Here is an 18,737-nt window from a genome sequence, read left to right on the forward strand (position 1 = left end):
GGCTGTCCCGCCTATCGCGCGGAGGCACCCGTCCCGAACGTCACCGTGTCGCCTGACCGCCGGCCCAGCGTGGACATCAGGCCGTCCAGGGCGGCGCGATCGGCTTCGCTCGCCGACTTGGCGAACGTCGCTTCCCCCTGAAAGCTCAACCCACGGCCGCCCGCGCTGCCCTGGCCCTTCACATCCAGCAGTCCGCTCTCCGTGCTGAGGACCAGCGTGGCGCCGGCCTTGCCGCCGCCCTGCACGCGCAGCAGGTAAGTCCCTACCGGCGTCACCGGCGTGAGCGCGGTGCCGGCGTTGCGCCAGCGCAGGTCCACGGCCGGTCCCGGCGGCAGCGGGGCGCCCAGGCGCAGCGGCTGCCAGTTGATTTCCAGCATGCCCTGCGGGGCCAGCGTGTTCCACGGCGCGCCCAGCGCGGGCAGCACCGTGGCGGGCACGCGCAGGGATTGCGCCGGGACCGCTAGCCCGTTCCATCCGGGCCGCGCGCGCAGCGTGCCTTGCAGCCAGGGGTGGGAAAGGTCCAGCGCCATGGCGTCCCAGCGCCATTGCCATTGCACGGGCTGCGGCAGCACCCGGCGGGTGCCGGGCGGGCCGAGCGCGATCCACGCGCTGCCGCGCCACAGGGTGCCGCTGGCGTCGGCCAGCGTGACCGGCGCGTCGTCGGGCAGCAGCGCCAGCACCCAGCGCGCGGGCAGCACGGCCGCGCCCGCCGCCGCGGCGCATAGCGCTCCGGCCAGCCACAGCCCGGCGCTGCGCGGGAAGGGAAGTCTCCAGCGCATCAGCGGCTCCCTGCCGCCTGAGGCGGCAAGAGGACGACCTTGCCGTTGACCAGGCCCGGCAGCGGGCGTCCATTGGGGTTGGCGGCCCGCGTCAGGTCCACCTGCGCAATGGCCAGGCCCCAGTCGCGTCCCGCGCCGTCCAGCCAGCGCATGAGCGCCGACGACGGCGCCTGGTCCAGGGTCAGTTCCACGCCGCCCGCCTCGCCATCCGACAGGGTCCACAGCCCCGCGGGCAAGCCCGCGCGTTCCAGGCTGGCCGCCAGTTCCGTCCGGGCGGGCATGGACGCGGCGGGCGCGGCGCTGCGCTGGCGCAGGACCGTGGCCTGCGCCGTCAGGTCGGCGACGGTGGCGGCCTGCGCGCGCAGCCCGGGCAACTCTGCCTGCAGCGTGCGCATCGTCTTCAGGGCGGGTTCGATGAGGCCGACGAAGACGATCGCCGCGCCCAGCAGCAGCGCGGCGCCGGTGACGAGGCGGCGTTCGCGCGGCGCCATCGCGCCGTAGCGCTGCCGGGCGCGCGCCAGCGCGGGGTCCAGGGGTTTGCGGGCGGCTTGCCACGCGTTGTGCAGTCGGTCGAGCGGTTTCATGGTTGGCTGCGCACGATGCGCCAGGTGTTGTCGGTGTCGCCGCGTTCCAGCTTCAGCCCCAAAGCGGCGGCCTGCTGGATCAGCGCGGGGGTTTCGGCGACGCGCTGCGCTTGCGGGCCGGCGTCGGCGAGCTGCAGCGTGAGCGCCTGGTCGGCGTAGGTCAGGTGCGCGACCTTGTCGGCGGCGAAGGGCAGGGCCTGGGCCGTCGCGCGCGCGAGCGGCAGGAAGTCGCCGGCGCTGGCCGCGCCGCGATTGGCCAGCAGCGCGTCCAGGCCCTGCTGCGCCTGGCGTGCCGGGTCCAGCACGACGGGCAGGTTGGGAAAGGCGGCCAGCACCTGGTCGCGCATGCCGTTCTTCAGGGCATCGGCTTCGCTACGCAGTTGCGCGGCATGCAGGTTCAGGCCCGCGATCCACACGACGGCGGCCAGCGCGCCCCAGCGCCAGACCGGCCGCCAGCGCGACACGCTGGCCGGCGCAAGCTGCGGCATGGCCAGCGACCAGGGGGGCGAGGGCGCAAGCCAGCGCGGATCGGCCGGATCGCGCAAGGGCGCGTCCGTCGCCGGCGCCAGCGTCTGGGGCGCGATCAGCGCGCGCACGCGCAGGCCCTGGGCGTTGAGCAGGCTCCAGGCGCGCCGCACGGGCTCGCGCGGGGACCAGGCCAGCGCCACGGATCCATCGGCCGCGCGCGTGCCGTGGCCTACCGCCAATCCTTCCAGATCGCTCAGCACCAGCGGTTCCAGGGCGCCGCGCACGGCGGCGCCGAAATGCGCGCGCGCCACCGCCGGAATCTGCACGGTGGCCGCGATGACGTCGGCGGGGTGCAGCACGGCTTCGCACAGGGCCTGCGGCCAGGCGTGGCCGAGGGCGCGCAGCGCCAGCTCGCCTTGCCGCACGCAGCGCCCGCGCCGGTCGAACCAGGCATAGGGCAGGGGCGAATCGGCGCCAAATTCCTCAAGCAGGGGCAACGCGATGCGGAGGGTGTTTTTCACGGTGAGTCTCTTGTCCAGATCGTTTCGGGAGCGGCCGGCGGGACGCTGCGCAGCAGCGCCTGCATGGAGACGCGCGCCCGTTCGTAGACCACGGTGCCGCTGGCCAGGAACCAGCCGCTGTTGGTGGCGACCGACGGCGCGGGCGTCTTGATGCCCGTGCCCGTCAGCCGGTTGGCGAAGTCGCCGGGGTTGTTGAACCAGTTGCCGCGGTCGCGCTCGCCCGCCATGGCGCGCGCCTGTGCCAGCGACAGACCGGGCACCAGCGCGGCGATGACCTCTGCGGGCGCCGTGTTGACGTTGACGTTGGTGGCCGCCGGCAACAGCGTCATCGTGCGGCGCAGCGCATTGCGCATCGGCGGCTCCAGCGCCAGCAGCGCAGCCACTTCGTCCACGCCGCGCGGCAGCGGCGCGCGGGCCTGGGGCGCGGGGCGCGCCGGATTGGTCGGTGCGTCCGCCGCCAGGGCGGGCGGCTGCGCGGACGCGACGATGTCGACGATGCGGGCGGCCAGCGTATCGGGCAGCTCCAGCGTGGCCAGCAGGCGGCGCAGGATCTCTTCCTGCTCGGGCTGGGGCACGCCATTGCGCGCGAGGTTATAGAGGTTGTATTTGCCCTGTTCGTCCTGCACGGCGCCTGAAAACACCGCCACGCGGTCGTCGTCCGGGCGCTCGATGCGGGTGTCCAGCACGGGCGTGGCCCAGATCTGGTCGCCGCGCGTGATGGGTTCGCGCCGGCCGTGGTCGCGCACGACCAGCCGGGCCCAGTCGATGCCGCCCGCCAGCATCGCGCGCGCCTGCACGCGGGCCATTTCGTTCTCCACGCGCCGGGTGCTGGCGGTCTGCCGTTGGAAGAGGCTGGTGGTCAGCGCGGCCACGATCGCCACGATGATGAGCGCGCTGACCACGGCGGCGCCGCGTTCGCGGGGCGTGTGTCCAGGCGCGGTGGGCGCGCGGGCGAGGGCCGGCCTCATGGCAGCTCCAGGATGCGCGTGTAGCGCCGCAGGTCGCCCGGCACGCCGCGTTCGAAGGCGATTTCCAGGCCCGTGGGCGCCGCCGCGAACGAGGCGTTGGCGTCCACCCAGCCCACGCCCGGCACCCACGCGCGCAGCGCAAGGGTGCGCACGCCGGGCAGCAGCAGCACGCCCGCGTTGGCCGCGGGCAGGGGACTGCGCGGCGCGGACGGTCCGCTGGCGCGCCACAGGCCGTCTGCCCGCACCTGCCAGTGGACGCGCTGCCACAGGCCGTTGCCGTCGGGGTCGGGACGCAGGATTTCCAGGGTCTGGCCGCCCGCCGCGCGTGGCAGCAGGCGCAGCCCGGTCGTGAACGCCACCGCATCCAGGCCCGGGGAATCGAAGGCCGGGCCGGTGTAGGACAGCTCCACGTCGCGCGCCATCTGGCCCAGCGTGCGGACGATGGCGTCGGTGTCCTCGGCCTGCGCGGCGATGAGGTCGCGCGCGCCCGACACGCTGGCCAGGCCGCGCCAGGCCATCAGGCTGACCAGCGCCATCAGGGCCAACGCGACCAGCACTTCGATCAGCGTGAAGCCGGCCTGGGATCTGGGGGAACGGCGCATCGTCATCGCAGGCTGGACAGCAGCCCGTCGAGCTGCAGCAGGATCGCGCCTTCGCGCGCGGACGCCGCGTCGTGGACCTTGACGGCCACCTGGCGAAAGCTGCGGTTCATGGAGTTGGTGAAGACCAGTTCGCATTGCAGGGCCAGGCCGCCTTGCGGACAGGGCACGGTCTGCGAGCCGGCGCGCGGCAAGGCCTGTTCCAGCCGCAGCTGCGTCAGCGCGTTCTGCGCGGCCAGCAGCGCCAGCGTCTTGTCCTGCAGGGCCCGGTTGTTCGCGGCCATGACGCCCGTGGCCCGCAGGGCCGCGCCCATCGCCACGGCGATGATGGCAAGCGCCACCAGCACTTCGATCAGCGTGAAGCCGCGCTCGCGCCGGGACGCCGCGGGGAACGCGTTGATGGAATCGTCCGGGGATGCCTCAGCGGATGTCATAGCGTCCGGCGGCGTCGCGCTGCAGCGTGACGTGCGCGTCTCCCGCGCTCAGGTTCAGTGTCATGGGCGCGGCGACCCACTCCGTGTTGAATACCAGCGGCCGGTCGGGGTCCAGCCGCCACTGCACGGGGGCTGCCGACCACGCTTGCGGCCGCAGCACCTCGTCATGGTCGAACCGGTCGGCGGCCACGGGGATGTCGTCCTGCGCCGTGGGGCCGGGCGGTCGGCCCGCGCGCTCGAACGACCAGCCCTGGCCGTTGGCCAGCCAGCGGATGGATCGTCCGTCGCTGCGCGCCTCGCTCTGCGCCACGGTGAACGCGTCGGCCAGGCGCTCGGCGTCGCCGCGCAGGCGGTTGTCGCCGCGGCCGATGGACAGGCTCACCATGCTGGCGGCGATGGCCACGATCACCAGCACCACCAGGACTTCGACCAGCGTGAAGCCGCGCTCAGAGTTCCCACGAACCGATGTCGGCATCGCCGTTTTCTCCGCCGGGCTTGGTGTCGGCGCCGAACGAGAACACGTCGACGTCGCCTTTGACGCCGGGGCTCAGGTATTGATAGGGGTGGCCCCACGGATCGTTGGGCAGCTTGTCCAGGTAGCCGCGCCAGTTGGCGACGCCGTCGGGCTTTTGCGCCAGCGCGCGCAGGCCCTGGGCCGTGGTGGGATAGCGGCCGTTGTCCAGGCGGTAGAGCTTGAGCGCCTGCATGATGCCGCCGATGTCCTGGCGCGCCGCGGCCTGACGGGCCTGGTCGGGGCGGTCCAGGACGCGCGGCACCACCAGCGCGGCCAGGATGCCCATGATCACAATGACCACCATGATCTCGATCAGGGTGAAGCCCTGCTGGCGGGCAAGCCCGCGCGGTAACTGACGCACTTTCCGACTCCGGTCATTCTGTAGAAGCCCGGGATTGTGGACATGAAATATGACAGTAATGCGCACGCAGCCGGACGCCTGCGCAACGCGCGGGGCGCGCGCCTTCCTACTTTTCGCGGGTGATGCCGCCCGGCGCGTCCTGCGCCGCCGGCGCCGCCAGGCGGCTTGCGCGGCCCGACTGCTCGACCGTGACGGCATCGGCCGCGATGTCGCGCAGCACGATGCCCGGCGCCACTTCCGCGCCGGTGCGCCAGGCCAGCGGCGGACCGCCGTCCACGCTCAGTACCGCCGCGCCGTCGGGGCCGGCCGCGATCACGCCCAGCACGGTGATCTGCGTGCGCATGGTTTCGTCTTTGCCGAACCACTGCGCGACCGGCGTGTTGTCGGCCGCGCGCGGCGCGGCGGCCGAGACGGCGGGTGGCAACGGGCCGGGCCGTGGCGCGAGGAGGACCGAGGCCCACACGCCCACGCCTGCCGCAAAGGCCAGCACGGCAAGGACGCGCAACGCGGTGGGTGCGGAGGGCAGGGGCAGGCGCAGGGACAGGGGCATGGCAATCGATGGCGAACGAAACGACGCGGCCGACTATAGCGGCCTTTCATGACAGCCTTGCAATGGCGGGCCGCCGCGTGGCAAGCGCGCTCGCGGGCCTGCCCGGACAAGCGCTTCACCGCGCCCGCTGCCTAGCGTTGCGCGCAAACGGATCGCGCGTGCGGCGTCCCGGCCTTGCGTCTTGCGCAAAAGAATCCTGATCCAACGATCAAGGTTTCTCTTCTTTGTTTCACGGGTCTTTCACCTTGGACCGCCACCATGTCGGCCAGCGCAAGACCCCCTTCATAAACCGAGAAGAGAAGCAATGCAGACATTGAATTGGAGAAGATGGTGCGCCATGTTGCTGGCGACCAGCGCATTGGCCGGCTGTGGAGGCGGCGATGACGACGACGAGGAGCCCGTGGCCCCGCCGACGCAGCCGCCCGTGACTTCGCCCGGCGAGGCGAGCGTCGACAAAGTGCTGTTCGTGGGCGTCGACGGCCTGACTTACGACGCACTGCGCCGCGGCATGACCGACAAGACCCTGCCCAACATCGGCCAGCTCACCGCCACGCGCGCCTGGACGGGCGGGGTGACGGGCACGGTGACGCAGCAGCCCACGCTGGCCGCGCCGGGCTGGGCCACCTTGCTGACCGGGCAATGGGCCGACGTGCATGGCGTGCGCTCCAACGCGCAGGGCCAGGCCATGAAGGCGCCCAGCCTGTTCCAGCGCGTCAAGACCGCGCAGCCTGAGGCGCACATTGCCGGCGCCTTCAACTCGCCGCTGCTGGCCGGCCTGCTGGGCGTGGACCGCGACGCGGGCTACGTGCAGGTGGTGACGGACTGCGCCGGCGTGGACGACTGCGTCGCCTCGCAGGCCCGGGACCGCATCGCCGAGGGCTATGACGTGGTGGTGGCGCAGTTCGGCGCGCCGGAACGCGCCGCCGCCGAGAGCGGCTTCGGCACGACCTACGAAGCCGTCATCCGCCAGACCGACGCCGCGATCGGCGTGCTGGCCAAGCAGCTTGCCGACCGCCGCGCCGATCATCCCGGCGAAAACTGGCTGATGGTGGTGGCGTCCAGCCACGGGCTGGACAAGACCGGCGGCAGCGACGGCCTGCCGTTCTCGACCAACAAGACCATCCTGCTGGCGGCCAATCAGCCCGCCTTGTTGGGCGGCAGCGCCGACGACGCGTCGTTCGACGGCTTGTGGGACACCAACTGGTACGCGCTGCCCAGCGCCGCCGACGTGGCGCCCACGGTCCTGGCGCACCTGGGCGCGCTGCCCGCTGCCGACGCCTACGACATGGCCGGCACCTCGCTCAGCGAACCGCTGGCGCTGCGCCGCGTCGCCACCACCACGTCCATGGACAACAAGAGCGTGACCGTGACCTGGGTGCGCGTCGGCGAGCCCGAGGGCGACATCGTGGTCAGCCGCGACGGCGTGGAAGTGGCGCGCCTGCCCGGCACCGCCACGGAATACGTCGACACCGGCTTCACGTTCGACACCGAAGGCGTGCACGCGCTGCATTACAGCGTGTCGGCCGGCCGGGCGGTCAGCGCCGCGCGCGCCACGGTGGTCTACGCCAAGCCCGTGCCGCTGCTGGCCTCGCTGCGCACCGGCCTGACGATGTTCTTCCCGTTCGAGGGCGACGTGGCCGACAAGGCCGCGGGCGGCGGCGCGATCACGCCGTACGACGGCACGCAGGCGCCGGCCTATGCCGACCCCGGCGTGTTCGGCAAGAGCTTCCAGAACGAGCGCAGCGCGGCCGCCCTGGGCGCGTTCAAGCTGGACTATCCGGCGGGCCTGCTGGACAGCGTTCAGGCGTTCACCATCGGCTTCTGGTATCAGTCCGACGGCACGGCGAACGACCGCTCCATCGTGGGCAACAAGGACTACAACTCCGGCGGCAACCCCGGCATCACCATCGCCCAGTGGGCCGGCCCCGAGCTGCGTTTCAACATCGCGGGCGGCGGCAAGCGGGCGGATATCAACGGCGTGAAGTTCACGGCCAACAAGCCGGTCTACATCGCGATGACCATCGACAAGACGGCCAAGACGATGACGGCCTACCGCTACGACAGCGAGCTGGGCTTCGTGCGCACCGTCACGTCCACGGCCACGCCGGGCGTCGACCTGACCGCGGTGGCGGGCATCTTCGGTCCGCACATCGGCCTGAACGAAGACGGCAAGGGCACCTACGGCATCTGCTGCGCCGGCACCAGGGGCCCCTACACGATGATTTTTGATGACCTGGCGTTCTGGTCGCGAGCCTTGACCGAGGAAGAAGTGAAGTCCCTGGCCATGTCCGGCAAGTCCGTCTCCGAACTGTTTCCCTGATGTCCAAGGATAGACACCCCATGAGCAAGTCCATGATTCTGCGCGGTTTCCTGCGCGCCGGCGCGGTGCTGATGCTGACCGCCACCCTGGCCGCCTGCGGCGGCGACGACGGCGGCGACGATGACGCCGGCACCCCGGGCAACCCCACCCAGCCCGAGACGCCCACGACGCCGCCCACGCCGGCCAAGCCCGAACTGCGTTGCGCGCCCTGAGCCGCGCCCTCTGTAGACCCATAGGAAAACAATCCGTGAAGTCCGAAAAAGACACGATCCACGCCGGCAAACGCCGCTTCCTGCGCAACGCCGCCGCCTCCACCGCGGGGCTGACCGCGCTGTCGATGTTCCCGCCGGCCATCCGCCGCGCGCTGGCCATTCCGGCCAACAACCGCACCGGCACCATCAACGACGTCGAGCACGTGGTCATCCTGATGCAGGAAAACCGCTCGTTCGACATGTACTTCGGCACGTTCAAGGGCGTGCGCGGCTTTGGCGACCGCTTCACCATCCCGCTGCCGGACAATCGCTCGGTCTGGGAGCAGACGAACGGCACCCGCGTCGTGATGCCGTACCACCTGGACAGCACGCAGGGCAACGCCCAGCGCGTGGCCGGCACGCCCCACGATTACGTGGACGCGCAGATGGCCTGGGACGGCGGCCGCATGGACCAGTGGCCGCGCTACAAGCAGAACCAGTCCATGGGCTATTACCGCCAGAAGGAAGTGGACTTCCAGTTCAAGCTGGCCGACGCCTTCACGTTGTGCGACGCCTATCACTGTTCCACCCACGGCGGCACCAACACCAACCGCCTGTTCCTCTGGACTGGCACCAACGATCCGCTGGCACAGGGCAACGGCCCGTCCACCCGCAACCAGTGGGACAGCCTGGGCGCCTCGTCCACCGGCTGGACCTGGAAGACGTATCCGGAACGCCTGCAGGAAAACGGCGTCACCTGGAAGGTCTACCAGAACCTGCCGGAGAACTTCGGCGACAACTCGCTGGCCGGCTTCCAGCAGTACCGCCGCGCCAATGAACTGGCGGGCAACGCGAGCAATGGTTCGCCGTACCCGGCCTGGACGCCCAGCATGGACGCCGCCAACCCGCTGTACAAGGGCACGGCCAACACCATGCCGGACGGCGGCTTCCTGCAGGCCCTGCGCGACGACGCGTTGAACGGCACGCTGCCGCAGGTGTCGTGGATCGTGGCGCCCGCGACGTATTCGGAACACCCCGGCCCGTCCAGCCCCGTGCAGGGCGCCTGGTACATCCAGGAAACGCTGGACGCACTGACGGCCAACCCGGACGTCTGGAGCAAGACGGTCCTGCTCATCAACTTCGACGAGAACGACGGCTACTTCGACCACGTGCCGCCGCCCGCCGCGCCGTCGCTGAATGCCGATGGGTCGATGGCCGGCGCCTCCACCGTCAATACCGACCTGGAGCGCCACACCCACGCGTCCGCCCAGGATGCCGCCGACAACCGCGTCTACGGTCCGGGCCCGCGCGTGCCCATGTATGTGGTGTCGCCGTGGAGCCGCGGCGGCTGGGTCAATTCCCAGGCGTTCGACCACACGTCGGTGCTGCGTTTCCTGGAAGCGCGCTTCGGTGTGAAGGAAGAGAACATCAGCCCGTGGCGCCGCGCGGTGCTGGGCGACCTCACCTCGGCCTTCAACTTCGCCACGCCGAACGACGAGACGCTGCCGGACCTGAACCTGCTGACCCGATCCGGCGCTGATCAGGAACGCGCCGCGCAGCAAGCGCTGACCGCGGTGCCGCTGCCCGATCCGTCCACGCAGGCCAAGGGCGTGCAGGAGAAGGGCGTGCGCTATTCGCGTCCCCTGCCGTACGAACTGCACACGAGCGGCCGCAGCCAGCCCGAGACCGGCAACATGTGGCTGGTGTTTTCCAACACGGGCAAGCAGGCCGCGGTGTTCCACGTCTATGACCGCCTGCACCTGGACCGCCTGCCGCGCCGCTACACGGTGGAACCCGACAAGCAGCTCGAGGGCAGTTGGGACACGGCGGCCGACGGCGGCAAGTACGACCTGTGGGTGCTGGGTCCCAACGGCTGGCACCGCCACTTCGCGGGCGACCTGGCGCAGGACCGCACGGCGCAGCAGGATGCCGAGATCCGCGTCTGCTACGACATCGCCAACGGCGACGTCTACGTCAGCTTCATCAACGCCGGCAAGACGCCGTGCACCTTTGAAGTGACACCCAACGCCTACTACGCCAACCACGAACGCTGGACGTTCACGGTGCCGGCGGGCGGCCAGGTCGAGCAGCACTGGGCGCTGGCGGCCAGCCATGCGTGGTACGACTTCACGGTGCGGCTGGCCGAGGATCCGTCGTGGCTGCGCCGCTTTGCCGGCCGCGTCGAAACCGGCAAGGCGTCGGTGACCGACCCGGCGATGGCCGAGTAAGCCTCAGGCGGCGGCCTGCGGTTCGCGTGCGCGGAAGGCTTTCGCGCACGCCTCGCAGATCGCCGCCGTGATGCCCTGGCGGGCATGTTCACGCCGTTCCAGCATGCCGATGGAGCGCGACAGCGGTCCCAGGTCCGCAGGCAGGTGCAGGATCCGCAATTCCGGGCTGTGCTGCCAGTTCGCGCCGTTGATGAGCGGCAGCAGGGTCACGCCGACCTCCTGGCGCACCAGCTCCACCAGCGTCTCGATGGCGTTCAATTCCAGGAAATCGTTTACCGGCACCGCCATGCGGCGCAGCAGCCGGTCGATCTGCAGGCCGGTGCGCTGGGTGCGGTCAAAGCGCAGGAAGGGATTGCCTGCCAGCACCTGACGGGCGTCATCGCCGGCCGCCGAGCGCGGCGCGATCACCACCATCTGTTCTTCATAGAGCGGGGTCCAGCGCGTGCTGGCCATCTTGCGGCCGGCCTCCACCAGGAAGGCCGCGTCCAGCTCGCCGTCTTCCACCTTGCCCGCCAGCTCGCTGGCCTTGCCCGACAGGATGCGCACGTCCAGCTTGGGATGGGCTTTCTTCAGGCCCGAGATCACCTTGGACAGCGTGCCCATGCAGGACACGATGCTGCCGACCGAGACCGAGCCCGCCAGTTCGCCGGGCGCCGTGCTTGGCCGCCTCAGTTTGTCGTATAAATCCAGCAAGTGCTTGATTTCAGGAAGCAATTCGCGGCCGGCTGCGTTCAGCATGGCCAGGCGCCCGCTGCGGTCGAACAGTTCGCGTCCCAGCTCGGCCTCCAGCGACCGCATCTGGAAGCTCACGGCCGCCTGTGTCAGCGCCACCTGCTCGGCGGCTTCGGAGAAGGAGCCGTGGTGCGCGACCGCCAGAAAGGTGCGCATGAAGCGGATCGTACTCATAAAAAATTCTTTTATGACGGAACAAAAAATCAAATTGATTTAATTAAAGCACGAGAGTAACTTCGCCCGCTTAACCCTATGCCTTAAGAGCCTTAAGAGACCCGCCACATGAAATCCTTCGACTGGGGCAACCCGTATCCTTCCGTTCGCATCCCGCTGTTTGCCCGCAACGTGGTCTCCACGTCGCATCCGCTGGCGGCCCAGGCGGGGCTGCGCATGCTGCTCAAGGGCGGCAACGCCGTGGACGCCGCCATTGCGGCCGCGGCCACCATCGTCCTGGTCGAACCGGTTTCCTGCGGCCTGGGCGGCGACTGCTTCGCCATCGTCTGGGACGGCAAGGAACTGCACGGGCTGAATTCGTCGGGCGTCGCGCCCGCGGCCTGGAGCACCGAATACTTCAAGCGCAAGTACGGCACGGGCCCCGACGGCCTGGCCATCCAGCCCAAGCGCGGCTGGGACGCGGTCACCGTGCCCGGCGTGGTCGCCGGCTGGGCCGCGCTGCATGAAAAGCTGGGCAAGCTGCCGTTCGAGCAACTGTTCGAGGCCGCCATCGAGATCGCCGAGCGCGGCTATGCCGTGCCGCCCGTGGTGGCGCACAAGTGGGCCGCCGCCGCCGACGAACTGAAGTCGCAGCCGGGCTACGCCCAGGCCTTCCTGCCCGAGGGCCGCGCGCCCAAGGTGGGCGAACACTTCCGCTTCCCCGACGCCGCCAACACGCTGCGCCGCATCGCCGCGTCCAAGGGCCGCGACTTCTACGAAGGCGAACTGGCCGAGCGCATCGCCGCCTTCAGCAAGGAATGCGGCGGCGCGATGACGCAGGAGGACCTGCGCAACTACCGTCCGGAATGGGTCAAGCCCATCTCCAAGTCCTACCGCGGCTACGAGCTGCACGAGATCCCGCCGAATGGGCAGGGCATCGCCGCGCTGATCGCGCTGGGCATCGTCGAACGCTTCGACATGGCCGACATTCCCGTGGACTCGGTGCAATCGCAGCACATCCAGATCGAGGCCATGAAGCTGGCCTTCGCCGACCTCTACAAGTACGTGGCCGACCCGCGCGCCATGCAGGTCACGCCGGAACAGATGCTGTCGGACGCCTACCTGGACAGCCGCGCCAAGCTGATCCGCCTGGACCAGGCCACCCACTTCGAAGCCGGCCGTCCGCACGCCGGCGGCACCATCTACCTGACCGCCGCCGACGAAAACGGCATGATGATTTCGTTCATCCAGTCCAACTACATGGGCTTCGGGTCGGGCGTGGTCGTGCCGGGCACGGGCATCAGCATGCAGAACCGCGGCGTGGGCTTCTCGATGGATCCCAAGTCGGCCAACGTGGTCGAGGGCGGCAAGCGGCCCTTCCACACCATCATCCCGGGTTTCCTGACGCGCGGCGGCAAGCCGGTCATGAGTTTCGGCGTGATGGGCGGCGACATGCAGCCGCAGGGCCACATGCAGACCGTGATCCGCATGATCGACTACCACCAGAACCCGCAGGCCGCCTGCTGCGCCCCGCGCTGGAAGGTCAACCGCGATTTCACGCTCGACATCGAGACCAATATGACGGCATCTACGATTGCGGGACTGAAAGACCTGGGGCATGCTTTGAAATCCGTTGACGATCCCTACATGGACTTCGGCGCCGGCCAATTCATCTGGCGCATGTCCGAGAACGACAACGAACTGGGCTACGTCGCCGCCAGCGACAGCCGTCGCGACGGCCAGGCGGTGGGCTTCTAATCAACCGGCATGCAGCCACAAGGGGAAAAAACACAAATGAAACGCTTTGCCTTGACTTTCGGCGCCAGCCTGCTGGCGCTGGCCGCCGGCGCCGCCAGCGCCCAGAACATCCGCATCGGCCTGCAGGAAGACCCGGACGTGCTGGATCCGCATCGCGCCCGCACCTACGTGGGCCGCATCGTGTTCACGTCGCTCTGCGACAAGCTGGTGGACATCGATCCCAAGCTGCACTTCGTGCCGCAACTGGCGACCTCCTGGTCGTTCAGCGACGACAACAAGGTGCTGACCTTCAAGCTGCGCGATGACGCGTTGTTCCACGACGGCTCGAAGTTCGACGCCGCCGCGGCCAAGGCCAATCTCGAACGCGCCATGAGCCTGCCCGACAGCCTGCGCAAGGGCGAGCTGCGCTCGGTGGCCAAGGTCGACGCGCCCGACGCCACCACGCTGGTGCTGACCCTCAAGGAACCGGACGCCACGCTGCTTGCGCAACTGTCCGACCGCGCCGGCATGATGCTCTCGCCCAAGACCTTCTCGGACGACGTCGCCGCGGTGGGCCGCAAGCCGGTCTGCTCCGGCCCGTACAAGTTCGTCGAGCGCATCCAGAACGACCGCATCGTGCTGGAAAAATTCGACCAGTACTACGGCGCGAAGGACTACGTCTTCAAGCGCGTGACCTTCCTGCCCATTCCCGACACCACCGTGCGCCTGTCCAACCTGCGCGCCGGCGACCTGGACATGCTGGAACGCCTGAATCCGTCGGACGCGCCGCAGGTCAAGGAAGACGCCAGCCTGACGTTCGCGCCGGTCGCGGGCCTGGGCTTCCAGCAGTTCATGTTCAACGTGGACAACGGCAAGCGCGCCCAGGACAACCCGTTCAAGAACAAGCTGGTGCGCCAGGCGTTCCAGTTTGCGCTGGACCGCAACGCCATCAACGAAGTGGCCGGCGGCGGCATCTTCGAGCCGGCGCAGCAGCCGTTCCCGCCCGCCAGCCCCTATCACAGCGACAAGTTCCCCGTGACCAAGCGCGACGTGGCCAAGTCCAAGGCGCTGCTCAAGCAGGCGGGCTTTGACCGCGTGAAGGCCGAGCTGGTGTTCGGCAACAACACCACCACTTCGTCCATCGCCGAGATCGTCCAGGCGATGGCGTCCGAGGCGGGCTTCGACCTGTCGCTGCGTCCCACGGAATACGCCGCGCTGCAAAAGGAAGCCTCGGGCGGCAACTTCCAGATCGTGATGCTGGGCTGGTCCGGCCGGGTCGATCCCGACGGCAACATCCATGCCTTCGTGACCTGCAAGGGCGCCCTGAACGACGGCCACTACTGCAACCCGGAAGTGGACAAGCTCCTGAACCAGGCCCGCACCGTGCCTGACGAAACCAAGCGCAAGGCGATTTACGAGCAGGCGCAGACCATCATCCAGGACGAACTGCCCGGCGTGTACAACTACTACCAGCCGTGGCCCTTCGTGATGAGCAAGAAGGTCAAGGGCTTCACGCCCTATCCGGACGGCATGATCCGCCTGAAGGGCGTGACGTTCGCCCGGAATTGATGTTGGCGCGGCGATTGCCCGCCGCGCCCGCCGGACGCGCTTGCGCGTCCGGCTGTTGTTTTGCGGCGCCCGCTTGCCGCGCCCGATCCGTCCGGCGCCGTCCGCCGTTCCTGTTTTACGGTTTCCCACATGCTTAAACTCATCTTGCGCCGCGTGATCGTCGCGATCCCGACACTGATACTGGTGTCGATGATCGTCTTCATGCTGCAGAAAATCCTGCCCGGCGACCCCGTGCTGACCCTGGCCGGCGAAGAGCGCGATCCGGCCGTGCTGGACTACCTGCGCGACAAATACCGCCTGAACGACCCCTTGCCGATGCAATACGCGGCCTGGGCCGGACAGGTCCTGCAAGGCGACCTGGGCAAGTCCCTGCGCACCGACGTGCCTGTCACCACGCTGATCGCGCAGAAGCTGCCCGTGACGCTTCAACTGGCCGCCATGGCCATGTTCTTTGCGCTGCTGGTGGGGATCCCCATGGGCATCATCGCCGCCGTGCGCAAGGGCAAGCCCGTTGAAATGGGCGCCAACATCGCGGCGCTTTCGGGCATGTCCATTCCCAACTTCTGGCTGGGCATCATCCTGATCATGGTGGTGTCGGTGCAGTGGAAGCTGCTGCCGGCCTCGGGCTACGTGTCGCCGTCCGAAGACTTCTGGCTGTCGATCAAGACCATGCTGATGCCGTCGCTGGTGCTGTCCACCGCGATCGCGGCGTATCTCATGCGGCACACGCGTTCGTCCATGCTGGAGGCGCTGTCCGCCGATTACGTGCGCACGGCCCGCGCCAAGGGCGTGTCGCCGCGCGGCGTGGTGCTGCGCCATGCGCTGCGCAACGCGCTGATGCCGATCGTGACGCTGGTGACGCTGCTGTTCGGCGAACTGCTGGCGGGCGCCGTGCTGACCGAGCAGGTCTTCACGATCCCGGGCTTCGGCAAGCTGGTGGTCGACGCGGTGTTCACCCGCGACTACGCGGTGGTGCAGGGCGTGGTGCTCTGCGTGGCGGTGGGCTTCATCCTGATGAACCTGCTGGCCGACATCCTGTACATCCTGGTCAATCCCCGCCTGAGGCACTCATGAGCGCAATTCCTGCAACGGCCGCAGCCGTCACGCCGCCCCGCAGCCGCAATCGCGCGTGGGGCAAGTTCAAACGCAACCGCATCGCGATGCTCGGCCTGGGCATCGTGCTGTTCTTCGTGGTGGTGGCCGTGCTGGCCCCCTTGATCGTCAATCACGATCCGCTGCAGACCAGCTTCACGACCATCCGCAAGGCGCCGTCGGCGGCCCACTGGCTGGGCACGGATGAGCTCGGGCGCGACATCTTCAGCCGCATGGTGTATGGCGCGCGCGCCTCGCTGATGGCCGGCCTGGTATCGGTGCTGATCGCGCTGATCGTGGGCGTGCCGTTCGGCCTGGCCGCGGGCTACTTCGGCGGCTGGACCGACAGCGTGATTTCGCGCGCCACCGAGGCGCTGCTGGCGATTCCCTTCCTGATCCTGGCCATTGCGCTGGCCGCCTTCCTGGGGCCCAGCTTGACCAACGCGATGATCGCCATCGGCGTGTCGGCCGCGCCCAAGTTCATCCGGCTGACGCGCGGGCAGGTGCTGGCGGTCAAGAACGAAGACTACGTCCAGAGCGCCCGCGCGCTGGGCGCGTCCGACCTGCGCATCATCGGGCGGCATGTGTTTCCCAACGTGATGCCGCCGCTGATCGTGCAGGCCACCATCACAATCGCCACGGCCATCATCGCCGAGGCCAGCCTGTCCTTTCTGGGCCTGGGCCTGCAGCCGCCGACGCCGTCGTGGGGCTCGATGCTGAACACGGCCAAGAACTTCATGACCCAGGCGCCCTGGATGTCGATCTTTCCCGGATCGGCCATTTTCCTGGTGGTGCTGGGCTTCAATCTGCTGGGCGACGGGTTGCGCGACGCGCTCGATCCGCGTCAGGAAAAGTAATCACTATGGCAACCATGGACCCCAAGCGCGTCGTGCAGGTCAACGACCTGACGGTGCGATTCAAGACGCCCGAACGCATCGTGGAAGCGGTGCGCAATGTTTCTTTCCACGTCGACCGCGGCGAAACCCTGGCCATCGTGGGCGAGTCCGGTTCGGGCAAGTCGGTGACGTCGCTGGCGCTGATGCGCCTGGTGGAGTATGGCGGCGGGCAGATCGTCAATGGCGGCATGCTGCTGCGCCGGCGCAGCGGCGACGTGCTGGACCTGGGCAATGCGACCGATTCCACGTTGCAGCGTGTGCGTGGCGCCGACGTGGCCATGATCTTCCAGGAGCCGATGACGTCGCTGAATCCCAGCTTCACGGCCGGCAACCAGATCGCCGAGGCCCTGCAGCTGCACCAGGGACTGGACGCGGCGGCGGCGCGGGCGGAGACGCTGCGCATGCTGGAGCGCGTGCGTATCCCGGAGGCGCGCGCCATCCTGGACCGCTATCCGCACCAGTTGTCGGGCGGCATGCGCCAGCGCGTGATGATCGCGATGGCGCTGTCGTGCAAGCCGCAACTGCTGATCGCCGACGAGCCGACGACGGCGCTGGACGTGACGATCCAGGCGCAGATCCTGCAGCTCATCCGCCAGCTCCAGGAAGAAATGGACATGGGCGTGATTTTCATCACGCACGATATGGGCGTGGTGGCCGAAGTGGCCGACCGGGTGCTGGTGATGTACCGCGGCGACAAGGTGGAAGAGGGCGGTTCGGACGAGATCTTCGCGCGGCCGCAGCATGCCTACACGCGCGCTTTGCTGTCGGCCGTGCCGCGCCTGGGCGCGATGCAGGGCACGGACGAGCCGGCGCCGTTTCCGCTGTTGAAGGTGGACGAGGCCGCGCGGGTGCCGGATCCGGCCGGGCTGGTGGACACGCCCGTGGCCGAGCCGTCCACGGTGCGCCGCGAAAACGGTCCGGTGCTCAAGGTGCGCGATCTGACGACCAGCTTCGATATCCCGGGCGGCATCCTGGGCCGGGTGCAGAAGCGCGTGCACGCGGTTGAAAAGGTCAGCTTCGATCTGTACCCGGGCGAGACGCTGTCGCTGGTGGGCGAGTCGGGCTGCGGCAAGACGACGACGGGCCGTTCGTTGTTGCAACTGGTCAAGAGCAAGAGCGGGTCCATTGAATTCGACGGCAAGAATCTGGGCGCGCTGCGCGGCAGCGCGATGCAGACGCTGCGCCAGCACATGCAGTTCATTTTCCAGGATCCGTTCGCGTCGCTGGATCCGCGGATGACGGTGGGCTATTCGATCATGGAGCCGCTGCTGATCCACAAGGTGGCGCGCGGCAAGGAGGCGCAGGAGCGCGTGCGCTGGCTGATGGACAAGTGCGGGCTGCTGCCGGAAATGATCGACCGGTATCCGCACGAGTTTTCAGGCGGGCAGCGGCAGCGGATCTGCATTGCGCGGGCGCTGGCGTTGAATCCCAAGGTGGTGATTGCGGATGAGTCGGTGTCGGCGCTGGATGTGTCGATCCAGGCGCAGATCGTGAATCTGCTGCTGGATCTGCAGCGCGAGCTGGGGGTGTCGTTCCTGTTCATTTCGCACGATATGGCGGTGGTGGAGCGGGTGAGCCACCGGGTTGCGGTGATGTACCTGGGCCAGATCGTGGAGATCGGGCCGCGGCGGGCGATCTTTGAAAATCCGCAGCATCCTTATACGAAGAAGCTGATGGCGGCGGTGCCGATCGCGGATCCGCAGCGCCGGCATCGGGAGCGGTCGCTGCTGGTGGATGAGATTCCCAGTCCGGTGCGCCGGGTGGGGGATGATCCGCTGGTCGAGCCTCTGGTTGCGGTGGGGGATGGGCATTTTGTGGCTCGGCATGCTATTGGGGTTTATTGAGGCGGCATTTAGGTTGATGCTGCTGTATCTGTGTCTTTTAGATATAGCGGCGGCTGTTGTTGTCGCTATTGCCGTTTCCTGGGGGCTTGCTGGCAGGGGCCGGGGTTCTTGGGCCGCGGCCGGCGCCGGGCCGGGCGCGAGCGAGGGGCCACGATTGCGGTCCGGAGCCTTCGCTCCGGACGGACCCTGCGTCATCC

Annotated in this window: 18 protein-coding genes; 8 read left to right on the forward strand and 10 right to left on the reverse strand. The window is 68.8% G+C overall.

Annotated elements, in window-relative coordinates; translation table 11 throughout:
- Nucleotides 1–11 precede the first annotated feature (11 nt).
- From gspN to BMW75_RS21610, 9 genes are all read right to left on the reverse strand, one after another.
- Nucleotides 12–779 (reverse strand): type II secretion system protein N, encoded by a 768-nt coding sequence (gspN, locus tag BMW75_RS21570; RefSeq protein WP_092581797.1) that lies wholly within the window; start codon nt 777–779, stop codon nt 12–14.
- On the reverse strand, nt 779–1,363 hold the full coding sequence (gene gspM, locus BMW75_RS21575) for a type II secretion system protein GspM (RefSeq protein ID WP_092581798.1): 585 nt from the start codon (nt 1,361–1,363) through the stop codon (nt 779–781). The genes gspN and gspM overlap by 1 nt, the downstream gene beginning before the upstream one ends.
- Entirely contained in the window at nt 1,360–2,352 is a 993-nt protein-coding gene (gene gspL / locus BMW75_RS21580; protein WP_092581799.1) for a type II secretion system protein GspL, read from the reverse strand. Before gspL ends, gspM begins: the two co-directional genes overlap by 4 nt.
- Nucleotides 2,349–3,320 (reverse strand): type II secretion system minor pseudopilin GspK, encoded by a 972-nt coding sequence (gene gspK / locus BMW75_RS21585; RefSeq protein WP_092581800.1) that lies wholly within the window; start codon nt 3,318–3,320, stop codon nt 2,349–2,351. Before gspK ends, gspL begins: the two co-directional genes overlap by 4 nt.
- Nucleotides 3,317–3,922 (reverse strand): prepilin-type N-terminal cleavage/methylation domain-containing protein, encoded by a 606-nt coding sequence (locus BMW75_RS21590; RefSeq protein ID WP_092581801.1) that lies wholly within the window; start codon nt 3,920–3,922, stop codon nt 3,317–3,319. The genes gspK and BMW75_RS21590 overlap by 4 nt, the downstream gene beginning before the upstream one ends.
- Before the next feature lie 2 nt (nt 3,923–3,924).
- Nucleotides 3,925–4,353, reverse strand: coding sequence for a type II secretion system minor pseudopilin GspI (gene gspI / locus BMW75_RS21595; RefSeq protein ID WP_092581802.1), 429 nt, complete (start codon nt 4,351–4,353; stop codon nt 3,925–3,927).
- Entirely contained in the window at nt 4,340–4,828 is a 489-nt protein-coding gene (gene gspH / locus BMW75_RS21600) for a type II secretion system minor pseudopilin GspH (protein ID WP_076521415.1), read from the reverse strand. The genes gspI and gspH overlap by 14 nt, the downstream gene beginning before the upstream one ends.
- The gene (gspG, locus tag BMW75_RS21605; RefSeq protein ID WP_092581803.1) at nt 4,800–5,228 is read right to left on the reverse strand and encodes a type II secretion system major pseudopilin GspG; all 429 of its coding nucleotides are present in this window, start codon (nt 5,226–5,228) and stop codon (nt 4,800–4,802) included. Before gspG ends, gspH begins: the two co-directional genes overlap by 29 nt.
- A 106-nt stretch (nt 5,229–5,334) precedes the next feature.
- Complete coding sequence (locus BMW75_RS21610) at nt 5,335–5,778, reverse strand: general secretion pathway protein GspC (RefSeq protein ID WP_092581804.1); 444 nt, start codon at nt 5,776–5,778, stop codon at nt 5,335–5,337.
- A 304-nt stretch (nt 5,779–6,082) separates the two neighbouring features.
- On the opposite strand from BMW75_RS21610, the gene BMW75_RS29235 reads away from it, so the two are divergent.
- From BMW75_RS29235 to BMW75_RS21625, 3 genes are read left to right on the forward strand one after another with little or no spacing between them, the layout of a single operon-like run.
- Nucleotides 6,083–8,098, forward strand: a complete 2,016-nt coding sequence (locus BMW75_RS29235; protein ID WP_254792095.1) for an alkaline phosphatase family protein — start codon at nt 6,083–6,085, stop codon at nt 8,096–8,098.
- 20 nt (nt 8,099–8,118) lie between these two features.
- Complete coding sequence (locus tag BMW75_RS21620) at nt 8,119–8,310, forward strand: hypothetical protein (RefSeq protein ID WP_083714346.1); 192 nt, start codon at nt 8,119–8,121, stop codon at nt 8,308–8,310.
- Between the two features lie 35 nt (nt 8,311–8,345).
- Entirely contained in the window at nt 8,346–10,517 is a 2,172-nt protein-coding gene (locus BMW75_RS21625; RefSeq protein WP_092581805.1) for a phosphocholine-specific phospholipase C, read from the forward strand.
- Nucleotides 10,518–10,520: 3 nt separating this feature from the next.
- On the opposite strand, the gene BMW75_RS21630 is transcribed toward BMW75_RS21625, so the two are convergent.
- Nucleotides 10,521–11,423: a LysR substrate-binding domain-containing protein gene (locus BMW75_RS21630; RefSeq protein ID WP_076521410.1), complete on the reverse strand. Its 903-nt coding sequence runs from the start codon at nt 11,421–11,423 to the stop codon at nt 10,521–10,523.
- Nucleotides 11,424–11,531: 108 nt separating this feature from the next.
- Between BMW75_RS21630 and ggt the strand changes: the two genes are divergently transcribed.
- From ggt to BMW75_RS21655, 5 genes are all read left to right on the forward strand, one after another.
- Nucleotides 11,532–13,160, forward strand: coding sequence for a gamma-glutamyltransferase (gene ggt, locus BMW75_RS21635; RefSeq protein ID WP_092581806.1), 1,629 nt, complete (start codon nt 11,532–11,534; stop codon nt 13,158–13,160).
- A 36-nt stretch (nt 13,161–13,196) separates the two neighbouring features.
- Nucleotides 13,197–14,708, forward strand: a complete 1,512-nt coding sequence (locus BMW75_RS21640; RefSeq protein WP_092581807.1) for an ABC transporter substrate-binding protein — start codon at nt 13,197–13,199, stop codon at nt 14,706–14,708.
- 129 nt (nt 14,709–14,837) lie between these two features.
- Nucleotides 14,838–15,782 carry an ABC transporter permease gene (locus tag BMW75_RS21645; protein ID WP_076521407.1) on the forward strand — a complete coding sequence of 315 codons (945 nt, stop codon included), beginning with the start codon at nt 14,838–14,840 and terminating at the stop codon, nt 15,780–15,782.
- Complete coding sequence (nikC, locus tag BMW75_RS21650; RefSeq protein ID WP_076521406.1) at nt 15,779–16,657, forward strand: nickel transporter permease; 879 nt, start codon at nt 15,779–15,781, stop codon at nt 16,655–16,657. Before BMW75_RS21645 ends, nikC begins: the two co-directional genes overlap by 4 nt.
- Before the next feature lie 14 nt (nt 16,658–16,671).
- Entirely contained in the window at nt 16,672–18,540 is a 1,869-nt protein-coding gene (locus tag BMW75_RS21655) for a dipeptide ABC transporter ATP-binding protein (RefSeq protein ID WP_092581859.1), read from the forward strand.
- Nucleotides 18,541–18,737: the final 197 nt, after the last annotated feature.

The organism is Achromobacter sp. NFACC18-2, from assembly GCF_900108985.1.
GTDB lineage: Bacteria > Pseudomonadota > Gammaproteobacteria > Burkholderiales > Burkholderiaceae_B > Achromobacter.